Annotated in this window: 22 protein-coding genes; 13 read left to right on the forward strand and 9 right to left on the reverse strand. The window is 66.1% G+C overall.

The annotated features are described in order from the left end of the window. Window positions 1-15: 15 nt before the first annotated feature. Window positions 16-1,443, reverse strand: coding sequence for a YhgE/Pip domain-containing protein (locus ACWZHB_RS31235; RefSeq protein ID WP_427905316.1), 1,428 nt, complete (start codon window positions 1,441-1,443; stop codon window positions 16-18). A 179-nt stretch (window positions 1,444-1,622) separates the two neighbouring features. Here ACWZHB_RS31235 and purF point away from each other — a divergent pair, with 179 nt between their 5' ends. The 6 genes from purF (at window position 1,623) to purM (ending at window position 9,897) form a co-directional block, all read left to right on the forward strand. Next, on the forward strand, window positions 1,623-3,167 hold the full coding sequence (purF, locus tag ACWZHB_RS31240) for an amidophosphoribosyltransferase (protein ID WP_427909362.1): 1,545 nt from the start codon (window positions 1,623-1,625) through the stop codon (window positions 3,165-3,167). Between the two features lie 261 nt (window positions 3,168-3,428). Then, a complete protein-coding gene (locus ACWZHB_RS31245; RefSeq protein ID WP_427905317.1) occupies window positions 3,429-5,024 on the forward strand; it encodes an ABC transporter substrate-binding protein in 1,596 nt (531 codons plus the stop codon). 53 nt (window positions 5,025-5,077) lie between these two features. Continuing rightward, window positions 5,078-6,118 carry an ABC transporter permease gene (locus ACWZHB_RS31250; protein WP_427909363.1) on the forward strand — a complete coding sequence of 347 codons (1,041 nt, stop codon included), beginning with the start codon at window positions 5,078-5,080 and terminating at the stop codon, window positions 6,116-6,118. Continuing rightward, window positions 6,119-7,072, forward strand: a complete 954-nt coding sequence (locus ACWZHB_RS31255) for an ABC transporter permease (protein WP_266297221.1) — start codon at window positions 6,119-6,121, stop codon at window positions 7,070-7,072. Next, complete coding sequence (locus ACWZHB_RS31260) at window positions 7,065-8,729, forward strand: ABC transporter ATP-binding protein (protein WP_427905318.1); 1,665 nt, start codon at window positions 7,065-7,067, stop codon at window positions 8,727-8,729. The genes ACWZHB_RS31255 and ACWZHB_RS31260 overlap by 8 nt, the downstream gene beginning before the upstream one ends. An 88-nt stretch (window positions 8,730-8,817) precedes the next feature. Continuing rightward, window positions 8,818-9,897 carry a phosphoribosylformylglycinamidine cyclo-ligase gene (gene purM, locus ACWZHB_RS31265; protein ID WP_427905319.1) on the forward strand — a complete coding sequence of 360 codons (1,080 nt, stop codon included), beginning with the start codon at window positions 8,818-8,820 and terminating at the stop codon, window positions 9,895-9,897. A 287-nt stretch (window positions 9,898-10,184) separates the two neighbouring features. On the opposite strand, the gene ACWZHB_RS31270 is transcribed toward purM, so the two are convergent. The 4 genes from ACWZHB_RS31270 to ygfZ form a co-directional block, all read right to left on the reverse strand. Then, window positions 10,185-10,412: a DUF3073 domain-containing protein gene (locus ACWZHB_RS31270; RefSeq protein ID WP_301904780.1), complete on the reverse strand. Its 228-nt coding sequence runs from the start codon at window positions 10,410-10,412 to the stop codon at window positions 10,185-10,187. A 175-nt stretch (window positions 10,413-10,587) separates the two neighbouring features. After that, a complete protein-coding gene (locus tag ACWZHB_RS31275; RefSeq protein WP_427905320.1) occupies window positions 10,588-11,538 on the reverse strand; it encodes an asparaginase in 951 nt (316 codons plus the stop codon). Between the two features lie 91 nt (window positions 11,539-11,629). Continuing rightward, on the reverse strand, window positions 11,630-12,313 hold the full coding sequence (locus ACWZHB_RS31280) for an MOSC domain-containing protein (protein ID WP_427905321.1): 684 nt from the start codon (window positions 12,311-12,313) through the stop codon (window positions 11,630-11,632). Further along, on the reverse strand, window positions 12,310-13,413 hold the full coding sequence (ygfZ, locus tag ACWZHB_RS31285) for a CAF17-like 4Fe-4S cluster assembly/insertion protein YgfZ (RefSeq protein ID WP_427905322.1): 1,104 nt from the start codon (window positions 13,411-13,413) through the stop codon (window positions 12,310-12,312). Before ygfZ ends, ACWZHB_RS31280 begins: the two co-directional genes overlap by 4 nt. A gap of 123 nt (window positions 13,414-13,536) precedes the next feature. Here ygfZ and ACWZHB_RS31290 point away from each other — a divergent pair, with 123 nt between their 5' ends. From ACWZHB_RS31290 to cydC, 5 genes are all read left to right on the forward strand, one after another. Further along, a complete protein-coding gene (locus tag ACWZHB_RS31290; RefSeq protein WP_427905323.1) occupies window positions 13,537-14,442 on the forward strand; it encodes an aminodeoxychorismate lyase in 906 nt (301 codons plus the stop codon). Between the two features lie 135 nt (window positions 14,443-14,577). Further along, window positions 14,578-16,032 carry a cytochrome ubiquinol oxidase subunit I gene (locus tag ACWZHB_RS31295; RefSeq protein ID WP_427905324.1) on the forward strand — a complete coding sequence of 485 codons (1,455 nt, stop codon included), beginning with the start codon at window positions 14,578-14,580 and terminating at the stop codon, window positions 16,030-16,032. 9 nt (window positions 16,033-16,041) lie between these two features. Then, entirely contained in the window at window positions 16,042-17,070 is a 1,029-nt protein-coding gene (cydB, locus tag ACWZHB_RS31300) for a cytochrome d ubiquinol oxidase subunit II (RefSeq protein WP_427905325.1), read from the forward strand. 4 nt (window positions 17,071-17,074) lie between these two features. Next, the gene (gene cydD / locus ACWZHB_RS31305; protein WP_427905326.1) at window positions 17,075-18,985 is read left to right on the forward strand and encodes a thiol reductant ABC exporter subunit CydD; all 1,911 of its coding nucleotides are present in this window, start codon (window positions 17,075-17,077) and stop codon (window positions 18,983-18,985) included. 125 nt (window positions 18,986-19,110) lie between these two features. Continuing rightward, the gene (gene cydC, locus ACWZHB_RS31310; protein WP_427909364.1) at window positions 19,111-20,865 is read left to right on the forward strand and encodes a thiol reductant ABC exporter subunit CydC; all 1,755 of its coding nucleotides are present in this window, start codon (window positions 19,111-19,113) and stop codon (window positions 20,863-20,865) included. A gap of 562 nt (window positions 20,866-21,427) precedes the next feature. On the opposite strand, the gene ACWZHB_RS31315 is transcribed toward cydC, so the two are convergent. Then, window positions 21,428-21,571: a hypothetical protein gene (locus tag ACWZHB_RS31315; protein WP_427905327.1), complete on the reverse strand. Its 144-nt coding sequence runs from the start codon at window positions 21,569-21,571 to the stop codon at window positions 21,428-21,430. 146 nt (window positions 21,572-21,717) lie between these two features. Between ACWZHB_RS31315 and ACWZHB_RS31320 the strand changes: the two genes are divergently transcribed. After that, complete coding sequence (locus tag ACWZHB_RS31320; protein ID WP_427905328.1) at window positions 21,718-22,695, forward strand: Rpn family recombination-promoting nuclease/putative transposase; 978 nt, start codon at window positions 21,718-21,720, stop codon at window positions 22,693-22,695. Between the two features lie 43 nt (window positions 22,696-22,738). Further along, window positions 22,739-23,245, forward strand: a complete 507-nt coding sequence (locus tag ACWZHB_RS31325; protein ID WP_427905329.1) for a hypothetical protein — start codon at window positions 22,739-22,741, stop codon at window positions 23,243-23,245. A 383-nt stretch (window positions 23,246-23,628) separates the two neighbouring features. Here ACWZHB_RS31325 and ACWZHB_RS31330 read toward each other — a convergent pair whose 3' ends face one another. From ACWZHB_RS31330 to ACWZHB_RS31340, 3 genes are all read right to left on the reverse strand, one after another. Next, window positions 23,629-24,321 carry an FABP family protein gene (locus ACWZHB_RS31330; protein WP_427905330.1) on the reverse strand — a complete coding sequence of 231 codons (693 nt, stop codon included), beginning with the start codon at window positions 24,319-24,321 and terminating at the stop codon, window positions 23,629-23,631. A 178-nt stretch (window positions 24,322-24,499) separates the two neighbouring features. Beyond that, window positions 24,500-24,805, reverse strand: coding sequence for a DUF1416 domain-containing protein (locus tag ACWZHB_RS31335; protein WP_266297200.1), 306 nt, complete (start codon window positions 24,803-24,805; stop codon window positions 24,500-24,502). Window positions 24,806-24,810: 5 nt separating this feature from the next. After that, the gene (locus ACWZHB_RS31340; protein WP_427905331.1) at window positions 24,811-25,644 is read right to left on the reverse strand and encodes a sulfurtransferase; all 834 of its coding nucleotides are present in this window, start codon (window positions 25,642-25,644) and stop codon (window positions 24,811-24,813) included. Between the last annotated feature and the right edge of the window lie 14 nt (window positions 25,645-25,658).

Consider the following 25,658-nt stretch of genomic DNA (forward strand, 5'->3'; position numbering starts at 1 on the left):
CGGCGGCCGCGCCCATCAGGACGGGTCGGTTGCCTCGCGGGCGAGCAGGTTCTCGCGGTGCAGGCCCTTGACGTCGTAGAACCTGGTTACGGCGGCGCCGAGGACCACGGCGATGGCGATGCCGAGGAAGGCCATGAAGGTGCCGCGGCCGAGGCCTGCGTCGTAGTTGGAATCGAAGTAGAGGATCGAGCGGACGCCCAGGTACACCTGGTGCATCGGCTCGAACTCGGCCAGCCAGGTGAGGTATTTGGGAGTGGCCTCGATGGGGACCGTGCCGCCCGAGGACGGCAGGCCCAGGATGACGAACAGGACCATGTTGATCAGCAGGCCGGGGGTGCCGAAGACGGCGAGCATGGTCAGACCGGTCCAGCCGCAGGCGATCAGGCACAGCACCGAGAACAGGTAGAGGCCGAAGGGGTTGCTGACGGGCATGTTCAGTGCCTCGGCGACCAGGATGTACACCAGCGCGACAACGAGCGAAACCACCACCATCACAGCCCATTTGACCAGCAAGGTGCCGAAGCGGGAGATCTTCACCGGCTCGTGGTGCAGATAGAACGGCCCGTACTCGTTGGGCACGAAACCGAGATGCGCGTCGGTCATCGTGTGCACGACCATCGCGCCGATCATGCCGGCCAGCAGCAGCAACAGTGCGTAGAAGAAGGCCGTCAGGCCCTCGCCGGTGCCGTCGGGCAGCGGGCGGAACTCGGACTCGACGATGTCGATCGGGTGCTGCAGCGTCAGCATCGCCGCGCCGGAGACCTGCGGTGCCGGGGCGCCTTCGGGGGTGGCTGCCAGCGCCGCCTTCACCTGATCGGTGAGCTGGACGCCGACCTGCTTGTCGACCTCGGTGAGCGCCTGGTCGCCGATGCGCTTGGTGATCTGCGCGCCGAAGGCACCGAGGCGCGGATTGGTCTGCAAGGTGATCACCGGACGTTCCATCTCGCCCGCCACGATCGACCCGGTGCCGAGGATGCCGAGACGTTTGCTGAAATCGCCGGGGATGACGATCGCACCGTAGATCTCACCATTGCGCAGTTGCCGCTCGGATTCTGTGACCCCGATCACCCGCAGATCGACCTTGTCCTGCGGCACCCCGGCAACCAGGGCGTCGGTGACCTGCTTGCCGAAGTCGACCTTGGTGCCGGTGGCCGTCACATCGCCGACGTCGAGGTTGACCACCGCGATCGGGAAATCGTGCAGATTCCCCTCCGGATCGGCCACGTAATCGAGGTACATCACGCCGAGTAGGGCGGTGAGGATCGCGAGCACCACCGTCGGACGCGCGACCATGCGCAAGAACTCACCGCGCCGGAGCTCACGTGTGGCAGATCTCGCTCTCGGTCCCTTCGCGCGACGGGAATTCGCGGGCTCCGGTTCGGCGTTGGAACTGTCCGAACCGGTCCGACCGGCCTGTTCGCTGGCGCCCTCGTCCGTGGTCACAACCGGGACGGTAACAGCGATCAGCAATGAATCAGCGACAATTTGCAGGTGTTAACCGCCCGGATGCGAGCGGGCGTACTACCCGCTGCCGATGACCCGTAGACTGACTATTGCCCCCAGCCCGCCCGAACAGGGAGCAAACGGTGACCGACGCCGAACCCACGATCGTGCCAACGCCCATGACCCCCGACGAGATCGAACACGACCCTCGCGAGGAGTGTGGCGTCTTCGGCGTCTGGGCTCCCGACGAAGACGTGGCCAAGCTCACCTACTACGGCCTGTACGCCCTGCAGCATCGCGGGCAGGAAGCGGCTGGAATCGCCGTTTCCGACGGTTCGCAGATCCTGGTCTTCAAGGATCTCGGCCTGGTCTCCCAGGTCTTCGACGAGCAGACCCTCGCGGCCATGCCGGGGCATATCGCCATCGGCCACTGTCGCTACTCCACCACCGGTGGCGTCACCTGGGAGAACGCGCAGCCGATCTTCCGCACCACCTCCGTCGGTTCCGGCCTGGCGCTCGGCCACAACGGCAACCTGGTGAACACCGCCGAATTGGCCGGTCGCGCACGCGAACTCGGCCTGATCGGCACCGGTGTGATCGACGGCCGCCCGCAGATGACCGGCGCCACCTCCGACTCCGACATCGTCACCGCCCTGCTGGCGCACGCCTCGGCGGACTCCAGCATCGAGGCCGCCGCGATGGAGCTGCTGCCGCAGCTGCGTGGCGCGTTCTGCCTCACCTTCATGGACGAGCACACCCTCTACGCCGCGCGTGACCCGCACGGCGTGCGCCCGCTGGTGCTCGGCAGGCTCGACCGTGGCTGGGTCGTCGCGTCCGAGACCGCCGCGCTCGACATCGTCGGCGCCGCGTTCGTCCGCGAGATCGAGCCGGGCGAGCTGCTGGCCATCGACTCCGACGGTGTGCGCTCGATGCGCTTCGCCAATCCGGAACCCAAGGGTTGCGTCTTCGAGTACGTGTACCTGGCTCGTCCCGACACCACGATCGCCGGGCGCTCGGTGCACTCCACCCGCGTGGAGATCGGCCGCAAGCTGGCCAAGGAGTCGCCGGTCGAGGCCGATCTGGTGATCCCGGTGCCCGAGTCGGGCACCCCCGCCGCGGTCGGTTACGCCCAGGGCTCCGGCATTCCGTACGGCCAGGGCCTGATGAAGAACGCCTATGTGGGCCGTACCTTCATCCAGCCCAGCCAGACGATCCGCCAGCTCGGCATCCGGCTCAAGCTCAACCCGTTGAAGGAAGTGATCCGCGGCAAGCGGCTGATCGTCGTCGACGACTCCATCGTGCGCGGCAACACCCAGCGCGCGCTGATCCGCATGCTGCGCGAGGCCGGTGCGCTCGAGATCCACGTACGCATCGCGTCGCCGCCGGTGAAGTGGCCCTGCTTCTACGGCATCGACTTCGCCTCGCGCGCGGAGCTGATCGCCAACGGCGCGGGCGCCGACGACAGCTACGCCGACATGGTCGAGAATGTGCGTCGTTCGATCGGCGCCGACACCCTCGGCTATGTCTCCACCGAGGGCATGATCGCCGCCACCGAACAGCCGCGCTCGCGCCTGTGCACCGCCTGCTTCACCGGCGACTACCCGATCGAACTGCCGCCGGAGGCCGCGATCGGCAAGAACGTGCTCGAGGGGATGCTCTCGGGCAAGGCCGAGTCGAAGCTGCTCAGCGAGAACGTGAACGCGGACGCGCTCAGCCGCCCGTAAGGATCGTCAGCGCACGCCCGCAGAGGGGCCGGACAGGATAAACCTGGACGGCCCCTTTTGTGTTGTGTACGAGAGTAATTCCGGTAAGCAGTAATATCGTAAGATTAGTTCATAACATGAAGGCAATATTTCGGCTCATTTGAAACTGGCCGGTAATGGTTCACAGGTACGGTCCCCCGTTATATCGCTAGCTCAAACGCGCGGCCGCCGCTCTCGAGACCCGGGTTCGGGCGGCCGCGCAGCGTTCGAGAATGGGACCTGATGTTGAACAATCGTGCGAAACAAGTTGGCGCAGTAGGTGCTGCCGCTTTGGTCGTGGCCGCGCTGGCGGGCTGTGGCTCCGGCCGCACCGATGAGGCGGGCTCCGGTGCGGGCCTGGTCGTCGGCACCACCGACAAGATCTTCTCGCTCGACCCGGCCGCGGCATACGACAACGGGTCGCTGCTGGTGGAGAACCAGATCTATTCGTATCTGCTGAACTTCGCGCCGGGCGATACCACGCCAAAGCCCGATGCGGCGGAAAAGTGCGAATTCACCAGCCCCACTGTCTATACCTGCAAGATCAAACCCGGGCTCAAATTCGCCAACGGCAACCCGCTGACCGCCAAGAGCGTGAAGTTCTCCTTCGACCGGATGGTGAAGATCAACGATCCGCACGGTCCCGCCTCGCTGCTCGGCAACCTCGACAAGACCGATCTGGTCGACGATCTCACCGTCGCGTTCACGCTCAAGGTCGCCAACGATCAGACCTTCCCGACGATCCTGCCGACCCAGGCCGGTCCGATCGTCGACGAGAAGTCGCTGCCCGCAGACAAGGTCGCCACCGACGACGAGGTCGTCAAGGCCAAGGGCTACTCCGGTCCGTACACGATCTCGAGCTACGACAAGAACAAGCTCGTCGAGTACCAGGCCAACCCGGACTACAACGGCATTCTCGGTACGCCGAAGAACAGCACGGTGTCGACCAAGTACTACGCCACCTCCGACAACCTGAAGCTGGACCTGCAGAACGGCGCCATCGACGTCGGCTACCGCTCGTTCACCCCCACCGATATCGATTCCCTCCGGGCCGATTCCAAGGTGAAGGTCACCGATGGTCCCGGCGGCGAGCTGCGCTACGTGGTGTTCAACATGAACACCATGCCGGGCAACACCCCGGAGCAGAAGCTGGCCGTGCGTAAGGCATTCGCGTCCTCGATCGACCGTGAGGCGCTTGCCGCCGGTGTCTACAAGGGCACCTACCAGCCCGCCTACGGCTATGTGCCGCAGGGCATGGCCGGTTCGGCCGAGCCGCTCAAGGATCTCTACGGCGCCAAGCCCGACAAGGTCGCGGCCGCGAAGTTCCTCGCCGACGCGGGCGTCACCACCCCGGTGACACTGAACCTGCAATACAACCCCGACCACTACGGCTCCAGCTCCTCGGAGGAGTACGCGGCGGTCAAGTCGCAGCTCGAGGCCTCGGGTCTGTTCAAGGTGAACCTGCAGTCCACCGAGTGGGTGACCTACCAGAAGGAGCGCGCCTCCGACGGTTACCCGATGTACCAGTTCGGCTGGTTCCCGGACTTCCCGGACGCCGACAACTACCTGACGCCGTTCTTCGGCCCGAACAACTTCCTGCAGTCGCACTTCGAGAACCCCGGCATCAACGCGCAGCTGACCGCCGAGGCCACCGAATCCGATCCGGCGAAGCGGACCGAGCTGCTGAAGAAGGTCCAGACCGATCTGGCGCAGAACTTCCTGCCGACCCTGCCGCTGCTCTCGGGTAAGCAGGTCGCGGTGTCGACGCCGGGCGTCAACGGCGTTGATCAGACCCTCGACGGCTCCTTCAAGTTCCGGTTCACGGTCCTGAGCAAGTGAGTGACGTTCCCGTTGCGCCCGGATCACCGGTCCGGGCGCAACGTTTCGGGTGGATGCGCGGCGGGGGTTCCCGCCAGGTGGCTTTGCTGCGGTACCTGCTGATTCGGCTGTTGCTGATTCTGCCGACCGCGTGGTTGCTGGTGACAGTGGTGTTCTTCCTGATGCGGGTGATCGGTGACCCGATCAGCGCGGCCATGGGTGGCCGGCTGACCCAGGATCAGATCGAGGAACGCAAGGAAGCCGCGGGGCTCAATCGCCCTATCCTGACGCAGTATTGGGAGTACATCACTGGCTTTCTGCGCGGTGATTTCGGCCGGACGCAGGACAACCAGGCGATCAGCGATGTGGTGATCACCTACGGTGCCGCTACTTTCGAACTCGTCTTCTGGGGTCTGGTGGTCGCGTTCGCCGTTGGCATTCCGCTGGGCAGATACGCTGCGACACACCGGGATACGGCCTCGGATGCGTTCCTGCGGTTCTCCGCCGTGCTGGCGTACGCGGCGCCGGTGTTCTTCGTCGGCATGCTGTTCAAGCTGATCTTCTCGGTGTGGCTGGGCTGGTTCCCGGTCGGCGGGCGGGCCAGTACGGACGTGGAGCTCGCGCTGCAACATGTCTCGCCGAAGACGAACATCCTGATCATCGATTCGTTCCTGTACGGCGAACCGTCCTACATTCTCGACGTGCTCGAGCACGCGGTGCTGCCCGCACTGGCGCTCGGGTTGCTCACCGGCGGCATCTTCCTTCGGCTGGTGCGGGTGAACCTGATCCAAACGCTGAGAAGCGATTTCGTCGAGGCGGCACGCGCGCGCGGGCTGTCCTCACGGGTGGTCACCGGCAGGCACGCGGTGCGCAACGCGCTGATCCCGATCATCACGGTGATGGGCATGTGCATCGCGATGATGCTCGGCGGTGCGGTGCTCACCGAGACCACCTTCGAATGGAAAGGCCTCGGCTATCAGCTCGCCGAGTATCTGCGGGCGCGCGACTTCATCGCAGTGCAGGGCATCGTGGCGTTCATCGCGCTGGTCGTCGCGGTGATGAGCTTCGTCGTGGACGCCATCGTCGCGCTGATCGACCCGAGGGTGAGGTTCTAGATGACTACCGCTTCGGTGAAACGGCGGCGCCTGCCCGGCGCCGAGTTGTTGTCGAAAACCGTTGGTTTGCAGCGGGTTACGTTGATCACCGGACTCGTGTTGGTGGCGGGGTTCGTGCTGGTGGCGGTGTTCGCGCCGCTGCTGGCGCCGTACGGGTTGGCCCAGAACACCGCTGACGGTGTGGCTTTCGTGCCGCAGCAGGGGCCATCGGCCGAGCACTGGTTCGGTACCTCGGTGCGGAGCGAGGACGTGCTCTCGCGAGTGCTGTTCGGCGCGCGCACCGCGCTGCTGGTGATCGCGATCTCGGTGACGCTGTCGCTGCTGGTCGGGGTGCCGCTGGGCCTGCTGTCGGGGTATGTGGGGCGCTGGGTCGACAAGACCCTGGTGCTGATCATGGACGCCATCTACGCGTTCCCGTCGCTGCTGCTGGCCATCGTGGTGTCGATCGTCGTCGCCGGTGGTACGTCGAGCAGTCTCGGCGGCATGCTGTCGGCGGCCATCGCGATCACGGTTGTCTATGTGCCGCAGTACTTCCGGGTAGTGCGCAACGCGACGGTGGCGGTGAAGACCGAGCCGTACGTGGATGCGGCCCGGGTGACCGGCGCGTCGACGACGCGAATCATGTTCCGCCACATCCTGTCCAACGTCACCGGCTCGCTGCCGGTGATCGTCACGATCAATGCCGCCGACGCCATCCTCACCCTCGCCGCGCTGGGCTTCCTCGGGTTCGGCATCGAGCCGACCCAGGCCGCCGAGTGGGGCTACGACCTGAACAAGGCGCTCAACGATGTCTCCAACGGCATCTGGTGGACCTCGATCTTCCCCGGAACCGCGATCGTGCTGGTCGTGCTCGGGATGACGCTGGTCGGCGAGAGCCTCGACGAAACGCTGAATCCGCTGCTGCGCACCCGGCGTGCGGTCACCTCGGCAGACAAGGAAACCGTCGATGAGTGACAAGACTGCCGCACTGGCTGTTTCGGGCCTATCGGTCACCTTTTCGACTGACGCCGGACCCGTGAACGCGGTGCGCAATGTGTCTTACGAGGTGTTCCCGGGTGAGGTGCTCGCCATCGTCGGCGAGTCGGGGTCGGGCAAATCGGTGAGTTCGCGCACCGCGATCGGGCTGCTGCCGCATTCCGCTTCGGTGCGCGGGCTCGTCACCATCGGTGATCGGCCGGTCACCTCGATGACCGAACGTCAGCTCACCGCACTGCGCGGTGGCGAGGTGTCGATGGTATTCCAGGAGCCGGCACGTGCGCTGGACCCGCTGTTCACCGTCGGCTTCCAGATCAGTGAGGCGCTGCGCGCGCACAGCGGGATGGGCCGGAAAGCCGCCAAGGCCAAGGCGATCGAGCTGCTGCGCACGGTCGGTCTGCCCGATCCCGAGCATCGCGTCGACTACTACCCGCATCAGCTCTCCGGCGGGCAGAAGCAGCGCGTGATGATCGCGATCGCCATCTCGTGTGAGCCGAAGGTGATCATCGCCGACGAGCCGACCACCGCGCTCGATGTCACCGTGCAGGCCGAGATCCTGGAACTGCTGCGGGATCTGCGTGATCGGCTCGGCAGTGCGATCGTGCTGATCACCCACAACATGGGTGTGGTGGCGGACCTGGCCGACCGGGTGGTGGTGATGCGCGCGGGCGAGGTGGTCGAACAGGCGCCCGTGCACGAGCTGTTCGCCAGTCCGAAGGCCGACTACACCAGGGCGCTGCTCGATGCCGTGCCACATCTCGGCGCGGCGACCACCGAACGGCCTGCGATCGACCGGACCGTCGAGCCGGTGCTCGATGTGCAGGATCTGGTCGTCACCTTCCCCGGGCCGTTCGGGCGGCCCGCTTTCCGTGCGGTCGACGGCGTCAGCTTGCAGATCCGGCCGGGGGAGACCCTGGGTCTGGTCGGCGAGTCGGGGTCGGGCAAGTCGACCATCGGGCGCTGTGTGGCCGCGCTGCAACGGCCCTCCGAGGGGCACGTGCTGATTCGCGGGCAGGACATCGCGGATCTGTCCCAGCGCAAGCTGCGGCCGATCCGGCGGCGGTTCGGGTTCGTGTTCCAGGACCCGGCGGGATCGTTGAACCCACGCCTGACGGTCGGCGAGTGCGTGGCCGAACCCCTGGTCGTGCACGGCATCGGCGACAAGGCGAGCATCCGCGAGCGGGTCAGGCACATGCTCGACGACGTGCAGCTGCCCGCGGGCACCGAGAATCGGTATCCGCACGAACTGTCCGGCGGGCAGCGTCAGCGGGCCAGTCTGGCGCGAGCACTCGTGCTCGACCCGGATCTGCTCGTGGCCGATGAGCCGACCAGCGCGCTCGATGTCTCGGTGCAGGCGGCGGTACTCGAACTGTTCGCCGAACTGCAGCGCGGGTGCGGGTGGGCCTGTCTGTTCATCAGCCACGACCTCGCCGTCGTCGACCAGCTCGCCGACCGGATCATGGTGCTACGCGAGGGAACCTGTGTCGAGGAAGGCGACAACGAGCAGATCCTGCGCAACCCACAGCACGAGTACACCCGCCGCCTCGTCGCCGCCGTTCCGGTCCCCGACCCGGTCGAACAGCGCCGCCGTCGCGCCGAGATCGCCGCCACATTCGCCACCGAAACGGAACAATGAGTTAGGAGCCGCACGACAGCTGAACTGGCGGATCGCTTAGAGTTACTAGGCATCTATCCGCCGATTCGGTTTGGAGCTTTCCCCCACAATGACTGAACAGACACCCAGCGGTGCAGGCGCTTCCTACGCTGCGGCGGGCGTGAGCATCGAAGCCGGTGACCGCGCCGTCGAATTGTTCGGACCATTGGCCAGGAAGGCCAGCCGACCCGAGGTGCAGGGTGGCATCGGCGGCTTCGCCGGGCTGTTCGCGCTCAAGGGCGGATACAAGGAACCGCTGCTCGCCGCCTCCACCGACGGCGTCGGCACCAAGATCGCCGTCGCCCAGGCACTCGACAAGCACGACACCGTCGGGCTCGACCTGGTCGCCATGGTCGTCGACGACCTGGTGGTGTGTGGCGCCGAGCCGCTGTTCCTGCAGGACTACATCGCCATCGGCAAGGTCATCCCGGAGAAGGTCGCCGAGCTGGTCTCCGGCATCGCCGAGGGCTGCATCAAGGCCGGTTGCGCACTGCTCGGTGGCGAGACCGCCGAGCACCCGGGCCTGATGGATCCCGATGACTACGACCTGTCCGCCACCGGCGTCGGCGTCGTCGAGGCCGACGCGGTGCTCGGCCCCGACCGGGTGCGTCCCGGCGATGTCGTCATCGCCATGGGCTCGTCGGGCCTGCACTCCAACGGCTACAGCCTGGCCCGCAAGGTGTTGCTCGACATCGACCGGATGTCGCTCACCGGCTACGTCGAGGAGTTCGGCCGCACCCTCGGTGAGGAACTGCTCGAGCCGACCCGGATCTACGCCAAGGACTGCCTCGCGCTGATCGCCGAAACCGATGTGCGCACCTTCTCGCACGTCACCGGTGGTGGCCTGGCCGCCAACCTGGCGCGCGTGCTGCCCGCGGGTCTGGTGGCAGAGCTGGATCGTGGCACCTGGAACCCGGCGCCGGTGTTCAAGATGATCGCCCAGCGCGGCCGCGTCGAGCGGATCGAGATGGAGAAGACGTTCAACATGGGCGTCGGCATGGTCGCGATCGTGGCGCCCGAGGATGCTGATCGTGCGCTGGCGGTGCTCACCGCCCGCCACATCGACTGCTGGACGCTGGGTCAGGTCAAGAAGGCGGCCGACGTCGAAGCGCCGCGTGCGGTGCTGCTGGGTGACCACCCCAGGTTCTGATTCTGCGCAGTCACTGAGCCGGGTCGCGGATGTTCGCGATCCGGCTCAGGTGCGTTCGGGGGTTTGCTGGAGCCACGAGTGGTTAATCCAGTACTCGGAGGGTAGGTGCCCGTCGGCTCGCGGTGGTCGGGGCCTCGAGGCGGCGAACACGACGAGCGTCCTGTGTGTGCACAGGACGCTCGTCGTGTATTCAGATATTCGCTACTACTACTGCGAGCCTGTCGTCGCTCACCTGAGAACGGCTGGAAGGGGGACGCCTGGTGGCCTCCCCCTTTGTCGCTGTTCGGTCAGCGGCGCCAGCTGTCGTAGCCGTCGTCCTCGTCGTTCCAACGAGACGGCGACTCATCCGCATCGTGCTCATCGGACAGCACTGCACTACTCCTTGGTTGGGAGTAGGGCGGAGCATCGCTATCCGACAGCTCGCGCTGAAGGCTCGCGAAGTCGGTCGGCGCGGAGCTGTACTTGAGCTCACGTGCGACTTTGGTCTGCTTTGCCTTAGCCCGGCCACGGCCCATGGCTGACCCCCTCGCGTCACTGCGGGGCGGCCTGGGGTTTGTTGGCGGCCCCGTTCGAATTAATACTCTTCCTGACAGACACTTTAGCGTGTGTCAGAGCGTCGCGCTCCCAGGAGTGGGTGAAGACCTGTCGAAGCGCCCCGGTTTGCCCCGTCTTCGCCCAGACCGGCCGGTCTCAGAAGACTCCCGGAATCGCGCGGATGACCCCGACTCTGGCATCGCCGCCGAGCACCGCGGTGGCCGCGAGCCGGGTGTGCTCATCGGTCCACTCGACGCCGAGTTCGCGCAGAATCGCCAGCGTCAGCGGCATCCGGGCCCGATCGTGACCGTCTTCGATCTTGTACGCGAAGGCCCTTCCGTCGGGGAGCGCACCCGCGTGCACGCCGTCGGCGCCGATCTTGCAGAACAGTCCAGGGGTCGCCGACATGGCTAGCAGATCCGGGCCGCTCGTGCCGGAAATCACTCGTGGATTCGCCCGAACGGCGTCGGCGATCCGGCGCGGCGCGGTGCCGGACTCGGCCGTGGTGAAGCCGGCGAAGGCGCGCGCGAGGTTGATCAGCGACACGGGCACGATCGGCAGGCCGCAGCCGTCGATGCCCAGATCGGTCTCCGGTTCGCCGGTGACGTCGGCGATGGTGGCCAGGACCGCTTGCTGCAGGGGGTGCTCGATCTCGAGGTATCCGGTGCGCGGCCAGTCGTTGATCGCGCACGTCGCCAGCATCGCGGCGTGTTTGCCGGAGCAGTTCATGTACAGCGGGCTCCGGCCGTCACCGGTGATCGCGGCGGCGCGGGCGTTTTCCTCGAAGGGGAGGTCGGGGGGACAGGCGAGGTCGTCGGCGGCGAAACCGTATCGATCGAGCAGGCGGCGGACCAGGGCGATGTGGTCGGGTTCGCCGAAGTGGGAGGCGGTGGCGATGGCGAGTTCGTTGTCGTCGACGGGGTCGAAACCGTTGCGCAGCAAGGCCAGCGCCTGCATCGGCTTGTTGGTGGAGCGGGGGAAGATCGGGCCGTGGGTCTCGCCGAGTTCGAGGGTGGGGGTGCCGAAGGCGTCGAGGATGACCACCGAACCGCGGTGCACGCACTCACGGAAGCCGGAACGGACGACTTCGACCAGTTCGACGCTCATACGCTGACCTCCGTGGTGAGGCGAGCCGCCGCGATCGCGCGCGGACCGCTCGGTGCGTGCCCTGCGTAGTGCGTCCGCGCGCGGTGACCACTCATGCCCGGGCCCCGAGGGAGACGCCGGTGCGGGTTCTGGTGTGGCGGTCGATCTGCATGTGGACATCGGCGGAGATCGTCGGTTCCTCCGCGCGCAGACGTTCGAGACGGGCGGGGTCGGCGCCGGTGAACAGATCGCGCACGGTGATGCCGTGTGCGGGAACGTGGACGACCCGCACTTCGTCGCCCGCGCCGATCGTGCCCTCGGTGCGCACGCGGAAGTAGGCGCCGGTGTCGGACTGCAGGGCGAAGCGTTTCACCCAGCGCGGTTCGCCGGACCACTGCTGAAAGGTCGCGCACGGGACGCGAGGTGCGCTCACTTCGAGAAGGGTGTCGCCGATCGCCCAGTGCGCGCCGATCACCGCGTCGCTGACCGGGAGGCCGGTCAGGCGCAGGTTCTCACCGAACCAGCCCGCGGGGAGGTCGCGGCCGAGCTCGGCGGCCCAGCGGTGGGCGTCTTGCTCGGCGTAGGCGTAGACGGCCTGATCGATGCCGCCGTGGTGCTCGGTATCGCAGACGTGGTCACCGGCCAGGCCGAGTGCGGCGACGGCGACGCGACCGTCGACCGGACGCTTGTCGATGGCCGTGCGGCCGACGCGCGTACGCACCTCGATCTCGGCGTGGACGACGCACACCGCCTCGACGCGGCCGGTATCGCCGACGCGCGTGATCGGGTGGTTCATCGCCCGCGCAACCGGTTGACGGCGGCGCGGCCCGCCTGCTCGGTGTTGTCGGCCGGAATCGAATCCGGGTCGATGGCGGCGGCCATGCTGCCGACCACCAGCTCGGTGCCCGCCGGAACAGAGCGCTTGACCAGGGCCAGGGCGATCGGGCCGAGTTCGTAGTGGTCGATGACGGTGCCGAGGCGGCCGACGGTGCGGCCGCCCGCGGTCACGTCGTCGCCGGTGGTGGGGCGCTCGTCGGCCGAGCCGTCCAGGTGCAGCAGCACGAGATTGCGCGGCGGCTTGCCGAGATTGTGGACCCGGGCGACGGTTTCCTGCCCGCGGTAGCAGCCCTTGTCGAGGTGGACGGCTCCCCGCTCGTCGATGCCGCCGATCCAGCGGGCCTCGTGCGGGATGGTGCGTTCGTCGGTGTCGACACCGATGCGGGGCCGCAGCGCGGCCACGCGCAGTGCCTCGTAGGCCCACATGCCCGCGGGCGCGGCCCCGGCCGCTGTGAGCTCGGTCCACCAGGCCGAGAGCTCGGTGCGGGGCACCACGAGGTCGAAGGAGTCCGGCATCCGCCGCAGGAAGCCACCACCGGGCAGCGCGGCGGCGATGTAGGTCTCTGGCAGTTGTGCGATGCCGAGCGTGTCGAGCAGCGTGCCCACTTGCGGGCCCAGCAGGCTCAGCACGGCGTGATCGGGCGCGTCCTCGGGCTTGGCATCGGCCCAGAACACCATCTTCTTCAGGAACGCCAGCAGCTCGGCACCGCGGTCGGCCTCGGTATCGAGCCACAGGGTGCCGTCGAGGTCGGTGAGGACGAAGTGATTCAGGACGCGACCGTTGAGATCGAGGTCGAGCGTCTCGGCGCTGTGCGCGTCGGCCAGCGACGCGATGTGCTGACTGGTGATGGTGTGCAGCCAGCTCAGACGCTCGGCACCGGTGATTGTCGCGACGTGGCGATGGGAGCGATCCACGACCGCGACCCGCTCCGCGGCGGCCTTCTGCTCACCGAACGGATCACCGTAATGCCAGGCGACCGCGGCGTCCGGAGTGTCGGGAGCACCCGCGACGGCACCCGGCGTATGGAGAACAGGACTGGGGACGACGACCTGTGACACGACACCCACTGTAGGCGCGTCTGCCGATACGCGCCGCACGCGGGCTTGCCGGCGACGCGCGTCGCAACCCTTGATTCGATCCAGCCATAGGCGTAACGGACCGATAACGCCTACGCTCGGCGCATGGGAGAACGGGTTCTTGTGACACTCGACGGGACGGTCGCTGACGCGAACGTGCCGTCGCTTTATGCCGACGACATCGGCGCACTTCGCGGCGATGGCGTATTCGAAACGATTTTGGTGCGCGGCGGCACGGCCACCGCGCTGGAATTCCACCTGGCGCGGCTGCGTCGTTCGGCGCAGGCGCTGGAACTTCCGGAGCCGGGGCTGTCGAGGTGGCGCACCGCGGTGGAACTGGCCGTGAAGGAATGGGGATCGGAAGAGGAAGGAATGTTGCGGCTGATCTACACGCGCGGCCGCGACTCGGAATTCGACGCGCCGCGCTCGGAGCTGGCACCGGAGGATCCGCAACCCACCGCGTATGTGCTCGTCTCCCCGGTACCCGCGCGGGTCGCGACGGCGCGTGCCGAGGGCGTGAAGGTGATGTCGCTGGCGCGCGGCATCTCCGTCGACCTCGCGCAGGCGGCGCCGTGGCAGCTGCTCGGCGCGAAGACGCTGTCGTACGCGACCAACATGGCCGCGCTGCGGTTCGCCCGGCGGATGGGCGCCGAGGACGTGATCTTCCACAGCACCGAACACAAGGTTCTGGAGGGTCCGCGCTCGTCGGTGGTGATCGCGCGGGGCAAGGAGCTGATCACCGTGCCCGCCAAGAGCGGTGTGCTGCCCGGTGTCACGCAGCGTGCGCTGTTCAACGTGGCCGAGAAGTCGGGGTGGGCGTGCAAGTACCAGACACTGTTCACCGCGGACCTTTTCGACTGTGACAGCATCTGGCTGCTGTCGAGCATCACCCTCGCCGCGCGAGTGAACCAGCTCGACGGCATCCGTTTGTCGGCGCCCGACAATGCCCAGGAGATCATCGACATGGTCGACCTCGGCATCGAACGGCCGGGGACCATCGGAGACTGGTGATCCGCGTGTGGGGCACGGGTGGGCGTGCCCCTGCGGGAAGGACTTCCGCGCGCCGTGGCGGTTGTCACGCTCTAGCTGGGTGATTCCGGGCGTACGATCTACTACAAGTCGTCGTAGTAGATCGGTGGAGGTCGGATGGACACCCTTGATGTCTCCCGGTGGCAGTTCGGGATCACGACCGTCTACCACTTTCTGTTCGTTCCGCTGACCATCGGACTTGCGCCGCTGATCGCGGTGATGCAGACCGCCTGGGTGGTCACGGGTAACGAGCGCTGGTATCGGCTCACCAAATTCTTCGGCAAGCTGTTCCTGATCAACTTCGCCCTCGGCGTGGCGACGGGCATCGTGCAGGAATTCCAGTTCGGGATGAACTGGAGTGAGTACTCGCGCTTCATCGGCGACGTCTTCGGTGCGCCACTGGCTTTGGAAGCGCTGATCGCCTTCTTCATGGAGTCGACGTTCATCGGATTGTGGATATTCGGGTGGACCCGGTTGCCCCGGCTGGTGCATTTGGCGACGATCTGGATCGTTGCCATCGGGGTGAATGCTTCGGCGTATTTCATCGTGGCTGCCAATTCGTTCATGCAGCATCCGGTGGGTGCTCGGTACAACCCCGAGACCGGACGTGCTGAGCTGGAGAGCATTTCGGCGCTGCTGACCAACAACACGACGCTGGCCGCGTTCCCCCACGTCGTCGCCGGTGCGTTTCTCACGGCGGGTACCTTCGTCGCGGGCATCGCCGGTTGGTGGATGGTGCGTAACGCGCGCAGCGGTGATTCGGCGAAACTCGAAGAGGCGCGAACAATGTGGCGGCCCGCGGGACGCTTCGCGCTCGTGGTGGTCGCGCTCTCGGGTGGCGCCTTGATTTTCACCGGCGATATCCAGGGCAAGCTGATGTTCGAACAGCAGCCGATGAAGATGGCTTCGGCGGAATCGTTGTGCCACACCGAAACTGATCCAGACTTCTCCATTCTCACCGTGGGTACGCACAACAACTGCGATGGCGTGATCCACGTGCTCGAAGTGCCGTATGTGCTGCCCTATCTCGCGGAGGGCGAGTTCAGCGGGGTGACGCTCGACGGTGTCGTCGATCTGCAGAAGACCTACAACGTCGCCTACGGTCCTGGCGATTACCGCCCGAATCTGTTCGTCACCTACTGGTCCTTCCGTGCCATGATCGGGTTGGCTGGCGGGTCGGTGCTGCTGTTGCTGGCCGGGTTCTGGGTGACGCGCGGTGGCCGGGTGCCGAATCAGCGGTGGTTCGCCTGGCTGAGTCTGCTCGCGATTCCCACGCCGTTCCTGGCCAATGCCGCGGGGTGGGTGTTCACCGAGATGGGACGTCAGCCGTGGGCGGTGGTGCCCAATCCGACCGGTGATCCGAATATTCGAATGACGGTGCAGCAGGCGGTGTCCGAACACTCCGCCGGGACCGTGATGTTCTCGCTGGCGGTGTTCACGCTGCTCTACGGCGCGCTCGCGGTGGTGTGGTTCTACCTGATGCGACGGTATGTCGTCGCGGGGCCCGACACCCAGGTGCACGCCGTGAGTTCGGACGGCCCTGACACTCCCCAACTTTCCTTCGCGTACTAGGAGCCGACGATGGGTCTGCAACAGTTCTGGTTCATCTTGATCGGCGTGCTGTTCACCGGCTACTTCGTGCTCGAGGGATTCGACTTCGGCGTGGGCATGTTGATGCCGATTCTCGGAAAGGGTTCGGATACCCGCCGCCGCGTGGTGCTCAACACGATCGGGCCGGTATGGGACGGCAACGAGGTGTGGCTGATCACCGCCGCCGGTGCGCTGTTCGCGGCGTTTCCCGAGTGGTACGCCAGCATGTTCTCGGGATTCTATCTGGCCCTGCTGCTCCTGCTGGTCGCGTTGATTCTGCGGGTCTGCGCGATCGAATACCGCGGCAAGATCAATGACCCGAAATGGCGGGCCTGGTGCGATATCGGCATCGGGATCGGATCGTGGATTCCGGCGCTGGCTTGGGGATGGGTGTTCGCGAATATGGTGCGGGGTGTGCCGTTGAACGCGGAGAAGCAGGTCGTCGGGTCGGTGGGGGATCTGCTCAGCCCGTACGCGCTGCTCGGTGGGCTGGCGACCGCGGTGTTGTTCGCGCTGCACGGTGCGGTGTTCCTGGTGCTCAAGACGGCCGGCGAGGTTCGGGTCGACGCCTTGCGGATCGCCAGGTTGCTGCTGATTCCCGCTGCGCTTGTCGTTGGCGGGTTCGGATTGTGGACACAGCTCGCCTATGGCGCCGGGTGGACCTGGATTGCGCTGGCGACCGCGGTGCTCGGGCTTGTCCTCGCCGCGGTCGCGAATGTCGCGGGGCGTGATGGCTGGGCCTTTGTGGGGACGACGTTCACTGTTGTCTCGGCGACGGTGCTGATCGTCGGATCGATGTTTCCGAATGTGCTGCCGTCGACAATCGACCCGCTCTACGACCTCACCATCTACAACGCGTCATCGACGCCGTATACGTTGAAGGTGATGAGCTGGGCGGCGTTGATCGCTACGCCGGTGGTGCTGATTTATCAGGGGTGGACCTATTGGGTCTTCCGGCAGCGGATTCGGGTCGAACAGATTCCGCCGCCGGTGGGTTTGCCGCTGAGCGGTAAGGGCTGAGGCGATGGCGTCGGCCTTGTCTCGGGACGTGGTAGCTCGCGAAAGGTCGGACGCTGTGGTGTCGGAGAGCTTGTCGCAGGATGGACCGGGGCCGGGCGCGACACGGTCCAGGCGCGGACCCGTGGATCCGCGATTGTGGCGGTATGCGCGGTCGGCGCGGCCGCATCTGGTGATCGCCGTCGCGCTGGCGCTGGTGATCACAGCGACGATCGTGGTGATGGCCATCGTGCTGGGGCGGGTGCTCGCCGGGGTCATCACCGATCCCACCAAGCGTGAATTCGGTGCCTGGACCACGGAATTGATTGTGCTCGCCGGTGCTGTCGCGGTGCGCGGGGTGGCGAGTTGGTGGCAGGCGCGGTTGGCGCATCGGGCCGGGAGCACGGTGGTCGCGGAGCTCGAGACGGCGGTGCTGCGGGCGGGCGCCGAACTGCCGCCACGCGAGCTCGACGTGCGGCGGACGGAGATCGCAGTCGTCGTCGGTAATGGGCTCAGCGGGTTGCGTGGATGGTTCACGGGTTATCTGCCCGCGCTCCTACTGGCCTGCCTGGTGCCGCCGGTTGTGTTGGTGGTCATCGCCTTTCACGATCGGACCTCGGCGCTGATCGCGGTGATCACCGTGCCGTTGATTCCGGTGTTCATGGTGCTGATCGGGCTGCTCACCCAGGGCCGTGCCGAAGCGACGCTGACCGCGACCACTCGCTTATCGGACCAGATCCTGGATCTCTTCGCGGGAATGCCCACCTTGCGCGCGCTCGGTCGTGAAGGTGCGGACGGTCCTTCGATGATGAATCAGGTGCAGGCTCTTGGCGATTCGCTGCGGCAGCGGACCATGCGCGCGCTGCGGATCGCGTTCCTGTCCTCGATGGTGCTGGAAAGCCTCGCGACGCTGAGTGTCGCGTTGATCGCGGTCGCGATCGGGCTGCGGTTGGTGTATGGGGATATGGCGTTGTACAGCGGGCTGGTGGCGTTGATTCTCGCTCCCGAGGTGTATTGGCCGCTGCGGCAGGTGGGGGAGAAGTTCCATGCGGCGCAGGACGGAATGGCCGCCGCTGACCGGGCTTTCGCCGTGCTCGAACCGAGGGATGCGCACCGGCGATCCGCGCCTGCTCACGCCGCCTTGGGATCCGGCCTGCCTGAGGTGGGCAACGTTGGCCATGAGGAATCGGGGTCGCGGGTGGGCGGCAGCCGCACGTCGCGCGCACGTACCGGAGCAGGTGTAGGACCGGCACGGATTACGTTGCGCGGATTGTCCGTCGCCGCCAGGGCGGGCACCGCGCCCGATCAATTGTCGGCCGTGCTCGAACCCGGTGTGGTGACCGTCTTGACCGGGCCGAACGGGTGCGGGAAATCGACTACGGTGCAGGCGATTCTGGGGCTGATCGAACCTGACGAAGGTGCTGTCCTCGTGGACGGGACCGATGTTCGTGAACTCGACCTCGACAGCTGGTGGAGTCGCATCGCCTGGTTGCCGCAGCGGCCGGTGCTGGTTCCCGGGACGTTGCGCGAGAACGTCGAGTTACTCGGGGCGGTGTCGGACCAGACGGCTGATCTTCGAGCCGTCAGTACCGCGACAGGATTCGAGAGTGTGCTGGGCGAACTTCCCGATGGCTGGAACACCATCGTCGGGCAGAACGGCACCGGCCTCTCCCTCGGTCAACGTCAGCGCCTGGCCCTGACCCGAGTCCTCGCCGCGGATCGCCCGATTCTGCTACTCGACGAACCCACCGCCCACCTCGACTCCGAGAGTGAGCGACGCGTACTCGGCACCCTGCGCACCCTCGCCGACCGCGGCGCCACGGTGATCGTCATCGCCCATCGCCCAACGGTTCTCGCTGCCGCTGACGTTGTCGTCCAGGTGGTCGCGGGCGAAGCGGTGTCCACCGAACGAACCGGCCAGGAGGTGCAGGTCTCGTGAGTGCCGTTCAGGATGTTCGCGGTCGGCGGGTGAACCAGGTCGAAGGTGTCGGGCGACCGGGTGGTCGCGCCCCCTACGGGCAGGACCGATCAGCAGGCACCGGCCTCGTGCGGGACGTGCGGGAGATGTGGCGGCTACTCACGTTGTCGCCCGCGCGGGTCGCGGTGGCGATCGCGTGGGGTGTCGCGGCGTTGGGGAGTGGGCTCGGGTTGGCGGCGCTGGCCGCGTGGTTGATCGCGCGGGCCTGGCAGATGCCGCCGGTGCTGGATCTGAGTGTCGCGGTGGTCGCGGTGCGGGCGCTGGGTATCTCGCGGGGATTGTGCCGGTACCTGGAGCGGCTGGCCACCCACGATGTGGCGTTGCGGGCGATGACGACCGCACGGACCTCGGTGTATCGCACCCTGGCGCAGTCCGACGTGTGGTGGTGGCGAGACCGGAGCGGGTCGGCTCCGTTGATCAGCGCCGAGCGGACATCGCCTCGGGCCGGGTCGTCGGTCGTCGGTCGTGACGGGGCGGCGGATTCGGGTCGGGAGATGCGGCGTGGGGATGTGCTGGTGCGCATCGGGGTCGATATCGACGATCTCGGGGCCATGGTCGTCCGGGTACTGGTACCGGTGGCCGTGGCTGTGGTGTTGTCGATCGCAGCGGTCGGGCTGATCGCGATCATCTCACCGTTGGCGGCGGTGATTCTGGCCGTGGCTCTGGGGGTTTCGGGGATGCTCGCGCCTTGGTTGTCGGCATTGGCCGCGCGGCAGGCCGAGCGGGCGGTGCGGGCCGATCGCGCGGAGTTCACCGCCGAAGCGCTCACCGTGCTCGATCACGCGGCCGAACTGCGGGTCGCGGGGCGATTGGACGCGGCGATCACGGTGGCGGACAAGGCTTCCCGCCGAGCGGTGGTCGCCGAGGATTCGGCTGCCTCGCGGAGCGCGTGGGCGGCCGCCGCGACTCCGCTCTCGATCGGGATCAGCGCGTTCGGTGCGCTGCTGGTCGGTATCGCCGTCTACGGGCCGACCGGAGGGCAACCCGGCGGCATGACCCCGATGGCCCTCACCATGCTCGTCCTGGTCCCGCTCTCCGCCTTCGAGGCCGTCGGCGCCCTCCCCGCCGCCGCGACCACCCTCACCACTTCCCGGGCCGCGCTCCATCGCTTACGCAGTATGTTGAACCCGGTCATGGACGGCGTCGAAGCGGGTGAACCCGGCTCTGTCGCGATGCCGGACGACGAACCGGCGCGACAGGCGGCGGCCGAACTCGCCACGGCGGCTGTGCGTGGATCTGCCACGATGGCTGGCGCGCTGGCCGTGCCGATGCCCGAGGGACGTCGGGTAGTTGTCGTCGGGCCCAGCGGCGCGGGGAAAACGACGCTGCTCATGGCCTGGGCCGGGCTCTTCGACACTCCTCGGGCAGGTGTCATCTTCTTCGCCGAGGACGCCCACCTGTTCGGCACCTCGATCCTGGAGAACCTGCGCGTGGCCCGCGGCAGCCTCACCACCGAAGAGGCCGAAAGTGCCTTGCGCACAGTCGGTCTCGGACTCTGGCTGGATTCACTACCCGACGGGATCCATACCTCGCTCATCGCAGGCGCCGCCGCCGTCTCGGGCGGTCAACGCCGCCGAATCCTGCTCGCCCGCGCCCTCGTCGCCCCCGCCCACACCCTGCTCCTCGACGAACCAACCGAGCACCTGTCCGCCACCGAAGGCGACCACCTCCTACGCGACCTACTCGACGCGAACAGCGGCCTCGTCGACCCCGACCGCACAGTCGTAGTCGTCACCCACCAACTCCCCACCGACCACCGCGCCGACACGATTGTCACTGTCGACGCCACCGGCGCTGTGACCATAGATGGTCACGCGTCATGGCAGCCCGAGTGGCACTGACGCCATATCGGATTAAATCCCGTGAGACGGAATTTCGAAATTCTGACGTAACTGCAGGTATTCAGCGTCGCCTACAGTAAATCGAGGTTGGAAGCGAAGTAGGGAATATCGGTGTGAGCCAAGTGAAATCGTTTGCGTTGGGATGGGAGTTGGACGGACGTGGCTGGGCGACCTGTACGTTCGACCTCGGTGGTGGGTGTACGTGAGCATTTCTCTCCGGTGCATCATTTCAAAATGATCGCGTATACCTTCAGTTGGTACGTTTTGGCGCTACCGACGATACGACCTGGGAGGAGGGCGGGGTGAAATGGAGCGGGGTGGTGTCGCTCATCGACTTCGTCAACTCGGTCCAGCTCGTGGGCAGCATCGTGCTCGATACCTGGGGGGAGGCGGGTTACCTCGAGCGGTGGGGTATGCCGTTTCCAATGGCAAGTTTCGATACGTTGAACCAAGTCCTCGAATCAAGGTCGGCGTCGTAGTGCAACCGGTCAATTCAATACCCGCAGCCAGTCTCGTTCTTTCCGTCAACCGCGCCCTATGGGGAGAGGTCTTTGGCGCGATTTCAGACGAGGATGCGGACTCGGTGAGCTGTGTAGGCGCTGAGGTAATTGCGGACTTTCCGGATCCTCGAATCGAGGAGGTTACCGTCGAGGATCGACTCGCCGATTCCGTTGCCTGCTGTGGAGGGTTCTATCACTGTCTTCATGAGACGTGAGTAGTGGAGAACAGTGATGCGCTGTTAGTCGACACCGCTCAGGTCCGACCTGACGAAGCCTGTGCTCAGTCGAATAGCGGTGCTGCGCAACATGATCTAATTGGCGGCGCGCCGGACGGGAGAGGTAGCGTTTCGCTATGACCAAGAAGCCGTCGAACCCGCACGATGCCTACGCTCGTCAGGTCCTCAGTCGTGCGGCCGACGCGGCCAGTGAGATCCGGGTCAACATCGATGCCGAGCTCGCCGCTCGCATCGATTTCGACGGGATGGTGTTGGTGCCGGGCAGTTTCATCACCGAGGACCTCCGTTCGCAGTACAGCGATGTCCTCTACCGGACCACGATCGACGACCGCGGCGCCTACCTCTACATATTGATCGAGCATCAGTCGTGCAGTGACCAACTGATGGCCTTCCGGATGCTCAGCTATGTGGTCAATATCTGGCGTCGGCATCTGGACGAGAACCCGACGCCGCAGGTGCTTCCCGTTGTTGTCCCGCTTGTGGTGCACAGCACCCATACGGGTCTGCGCTGGACGGCTCCCACCCAGCTCGGTGATCTGATCGACCTCGATGGCTCCGCGCGCGGCCTGCTGGATCGGTATCTGCCTCGGTTCGAGTTCCTTCTCGATGACGTCGCCCCACTGGATGTCGCGGCGTTGCGGGCACGCGAGTTGACTCCGGCGGCGCGGCTGATGCTGATCATGCACAAGATCGGACCAGGTAATCCGCACCTCGGCTCGGATATCATGGAGGTGGTTGACGAGCTGCGGGCGCTGTTGGATGGTCCTTCGGGTGCCCGGGAGTTCGACATTTTGGTGACGTATCTGTTCATCGTCGGTGATGTGAGCGTCGCTGATCTGCAGCCCTTGACCGATCGTCTCGGTCCCCGAGCGAAGGAAGTTGTGATGACCACAGCGGAACGGCTGGAAGCGCGCGGGGAGGCGCGTGGGCGCGCGGCGGGTCGTGTCGAGATGCTGGTCGAGCAGTTGACGGTCAAGTTCGGTCCGTTGCCGGGTGCCGTGACCGAGCGGGTTCAGCTGGCTGATGCAGAGCAACTCCACCTGTGGGCCAGGCGGGTTCTGACAGCTGGTTCCTTGTCGGAAGTGTTCGCGTAGTCTGCTCGACCTCGGTCGCGCGATAGCTTTGCACGTGCTGACAGTGACGATGAACGATCGAGCAGCGAGACTGCTCGATGTGCAGGGCGGCTTCGTGGGGCTGGATCCGAACGAGGGCTTGGCATCTGGGTTGCGGGCACGGGTTGATGCCGGGATCGGATGCCGCGGCGAGGTGGTGTGCTGGGCCCCGGTGCCTGCGCAGGCTGATGACGCGGCGAGACGCCATCAAGATCTCACCGGGTGGGAATGCCTTCATACCAGCATGCATCTGGAAGATTTTGTGCCGGTGGCGACTACCTCTGCGGACGGGCCGATCATCGGCTTCGGCGCGCAGCGAACTCTGCTGAGACAAGGGATCGCACTGGCTCGAGGAGTCGGGCGACTGGCCGGTGAACTGAGCACGCCGATTCCGCTGCGATGCATCATCGCGACCAACGAAACCAACGGCACGTTCAGGTTTCATCGGATCCGGCCCGACGAAAGCTGGCTAGTCGACGACCTCGATAGGTACGACGGCGAATGTGTCGTGGTTATCGACTTCCTTCGCTGAGCGGCTTGGTCTACTTCACGCGCGTGGTCGCGGAGCAGACTGGTCGGGTTAGGTCTCAGATTGCCAGGTCAGAACGGCAATTAATTCGATTGCCGAGGTTGGGGGGTGGGGCTAGATTCATCAGTACACAAGAGAGGAGGTGGTCTGAAGAATGTATGTTCAACGGATGCGTGAGGTGGCTGCTCGCTAGCAGCACCACTGTGGGATCCCCCCAGCGGTGCTGAGAGCGAATCCCAAGCAGGTACCCGACCCCCGAGCCCCCGGACGATCCGACCGGGACCATCGTGTTCACCGAACGCAGTGGAACGGCTCGGGGGTCGCTCCATTTCCAGACGCGAACTCCCCCGCCCAGAGCGATCCGGATGGGGGAGTTCGCGAAAATCTCAGCCGATGTAGCGGGCCAGCCGCGCCGACAGGCGGGGGACCAGTGCGCCGTCGGGGTCTACGCGCTCTTCGACGTAGGCGAGGTCGCCGTTGTCGACGATGCCGTAGAGGCGTTTCGCACCGCCGACCACCGCGCCGGAGGTGCTGCGGATGGAGACGTCGGTGGCGAGTTCCCAGGAGGCCTGGTTGCGGGCCTTGCCGTAGTAGAGCTCGATGACGCCGTTGCTGTGGGTGAGCAGGAGTTCGAGCAGCTCGTCGGTGCCCTCACCGCCGACCCGCCAGTAGCCGCTCTCGCGCAGGTCGGGGCCGGTGTACTTGCCGTCGGTGTCGAGTCGCCAGGTCTGTGATTCCCAGGCCAGGTAGTCGCCGCCGTCATGGGAGACGATGATCTGCTGGCCGAAGTGGTAGCCGCCCTCGGTGGGGTGGTGGCCTTCGCCCTCGCCGCGCCACACACCGACCAGCGGCAGCAGGGCCAGCATGGCGTGATTCAGATCCGGGCCGAGGCGCAGATTGGCCGTGTCCTCGGGCAGGGGGAGACCGGGCAGCACCGAAATGTTTCGGGCGCCGGTTTCTTTCGCTCGTTCGGCGGCGACGTTGACTGCTTCGTCGCCGCTACGACGCTCGGCCGGAGCGTCTTGCTCTGTGCTCGCTCGCTCGGCCTTGTCGTTACCTTCGCCGGCGAGCCCGCTCATGACTCGGTGAAGAGCCGGTAGAAGACGTACAGGCCGAACCAGCCGATGAGAATCGACACGGCGACAAGGAGTACCTCGAAGAAGATGACCACATTCGGAGTCTAGCTACTGCGCGCGACAGATACGAAAACGGCCCTGGTAGTTCCCGCACAGGAACTACCAGGGCCGTTGTGAGGTCTTACTTGGCGACCGCGACGTCCACGGAGTGGATGCCCGCGCCCTCGGGGCTGACCTCGGCCGAGCCGTTGCCCGACGAGCTCAGCGCGCGCAGGGTCCACGAACCCGGCGCGGCGAAGAAGCGGAAGTCACCGGTGCCCGAGGCGACGACCTCGGCGGTGAAATCACCGTTGCCGTCGAGCAGGCGCACGAACGCGCCGCCGACGGGCTGGCCGTCGGTGCTCAGGACACGGCCGGAGATGACCGTTTCCTTCTCCACGTCGACGCCGGCCGGAATGGCCTGACCCTGGGTAGGTGCTGCACACATATTGATTACGCTCCCAACTCGATAGGCGCACCGACGAGCGAACCGTATTCGGTCCAGCTGCCGTCGTAGTTCTTGACGTTCTGGTGGCCGAGCAGCTCCTGCAGCACGAACCAGGTGTGCGAGGAACGCTCGCCGATGCGGCAGTAGGCGATGGTCTCCTTCTCGCCGTCCAGGCCCGCATCCTTGTACAGCTCGGCCAGGTCGGCGTCGCTGCGGAAGGTGCCGTCCTCGTTCGCGGCCTTGCTCCACGGCACGTTGATCGCGCCCGGGATGTGGCCGGGACGCTGGCTCTGCTCCTGCGGCAGGTGCGCGGGGGCGAGGATCTTGCCCGAGAACTCGTCGGGGCTGCGCACGTCGACCAGGTTCTTGGTGCCGATGGCCGCGATGACCTCGTCACGGAAGGCGCGGATGCTCAGGTCGGGCGCGGCGGCCTTGTACTGGGTGGCCGGGCGCGAGACCGCGTCACGCGAAAGCGGACGACCGTCGAGTTCCCACTTCTTACGGCCGCCGTCGAGGAGCTTGACGTCGTTGTGGCCGTACAGCTTGAAGTACCAGTAGGCGTAGGCCGCGAACCAGTTGTTGTTGCCGCCGTACAGCACGACGGTGTCGTCGTTGCTGATGCCGCGCGCCGAGAGCAGGTCGGAGAACTGCTCCTGGTTCACGAAGTCGCGACGAACCTGATCCTGCAGGTCGGTCTTCCAGTCAAGGCGGATGGCGCCTTCGATGTGGCCACCCTCGTAGGCGGAGGTGTCCTCGTCGACCTCGACGAAGACGACGCCGGGGGCGTTGAGGTTCTCTTCGGCCCAGTCAACGGAGACCAGGACATCGGAGCGAGCCATGTTGTTCCTTTCAG

Source organism: Nocardia sp. FBN12 (assembly GCF_054031145.1).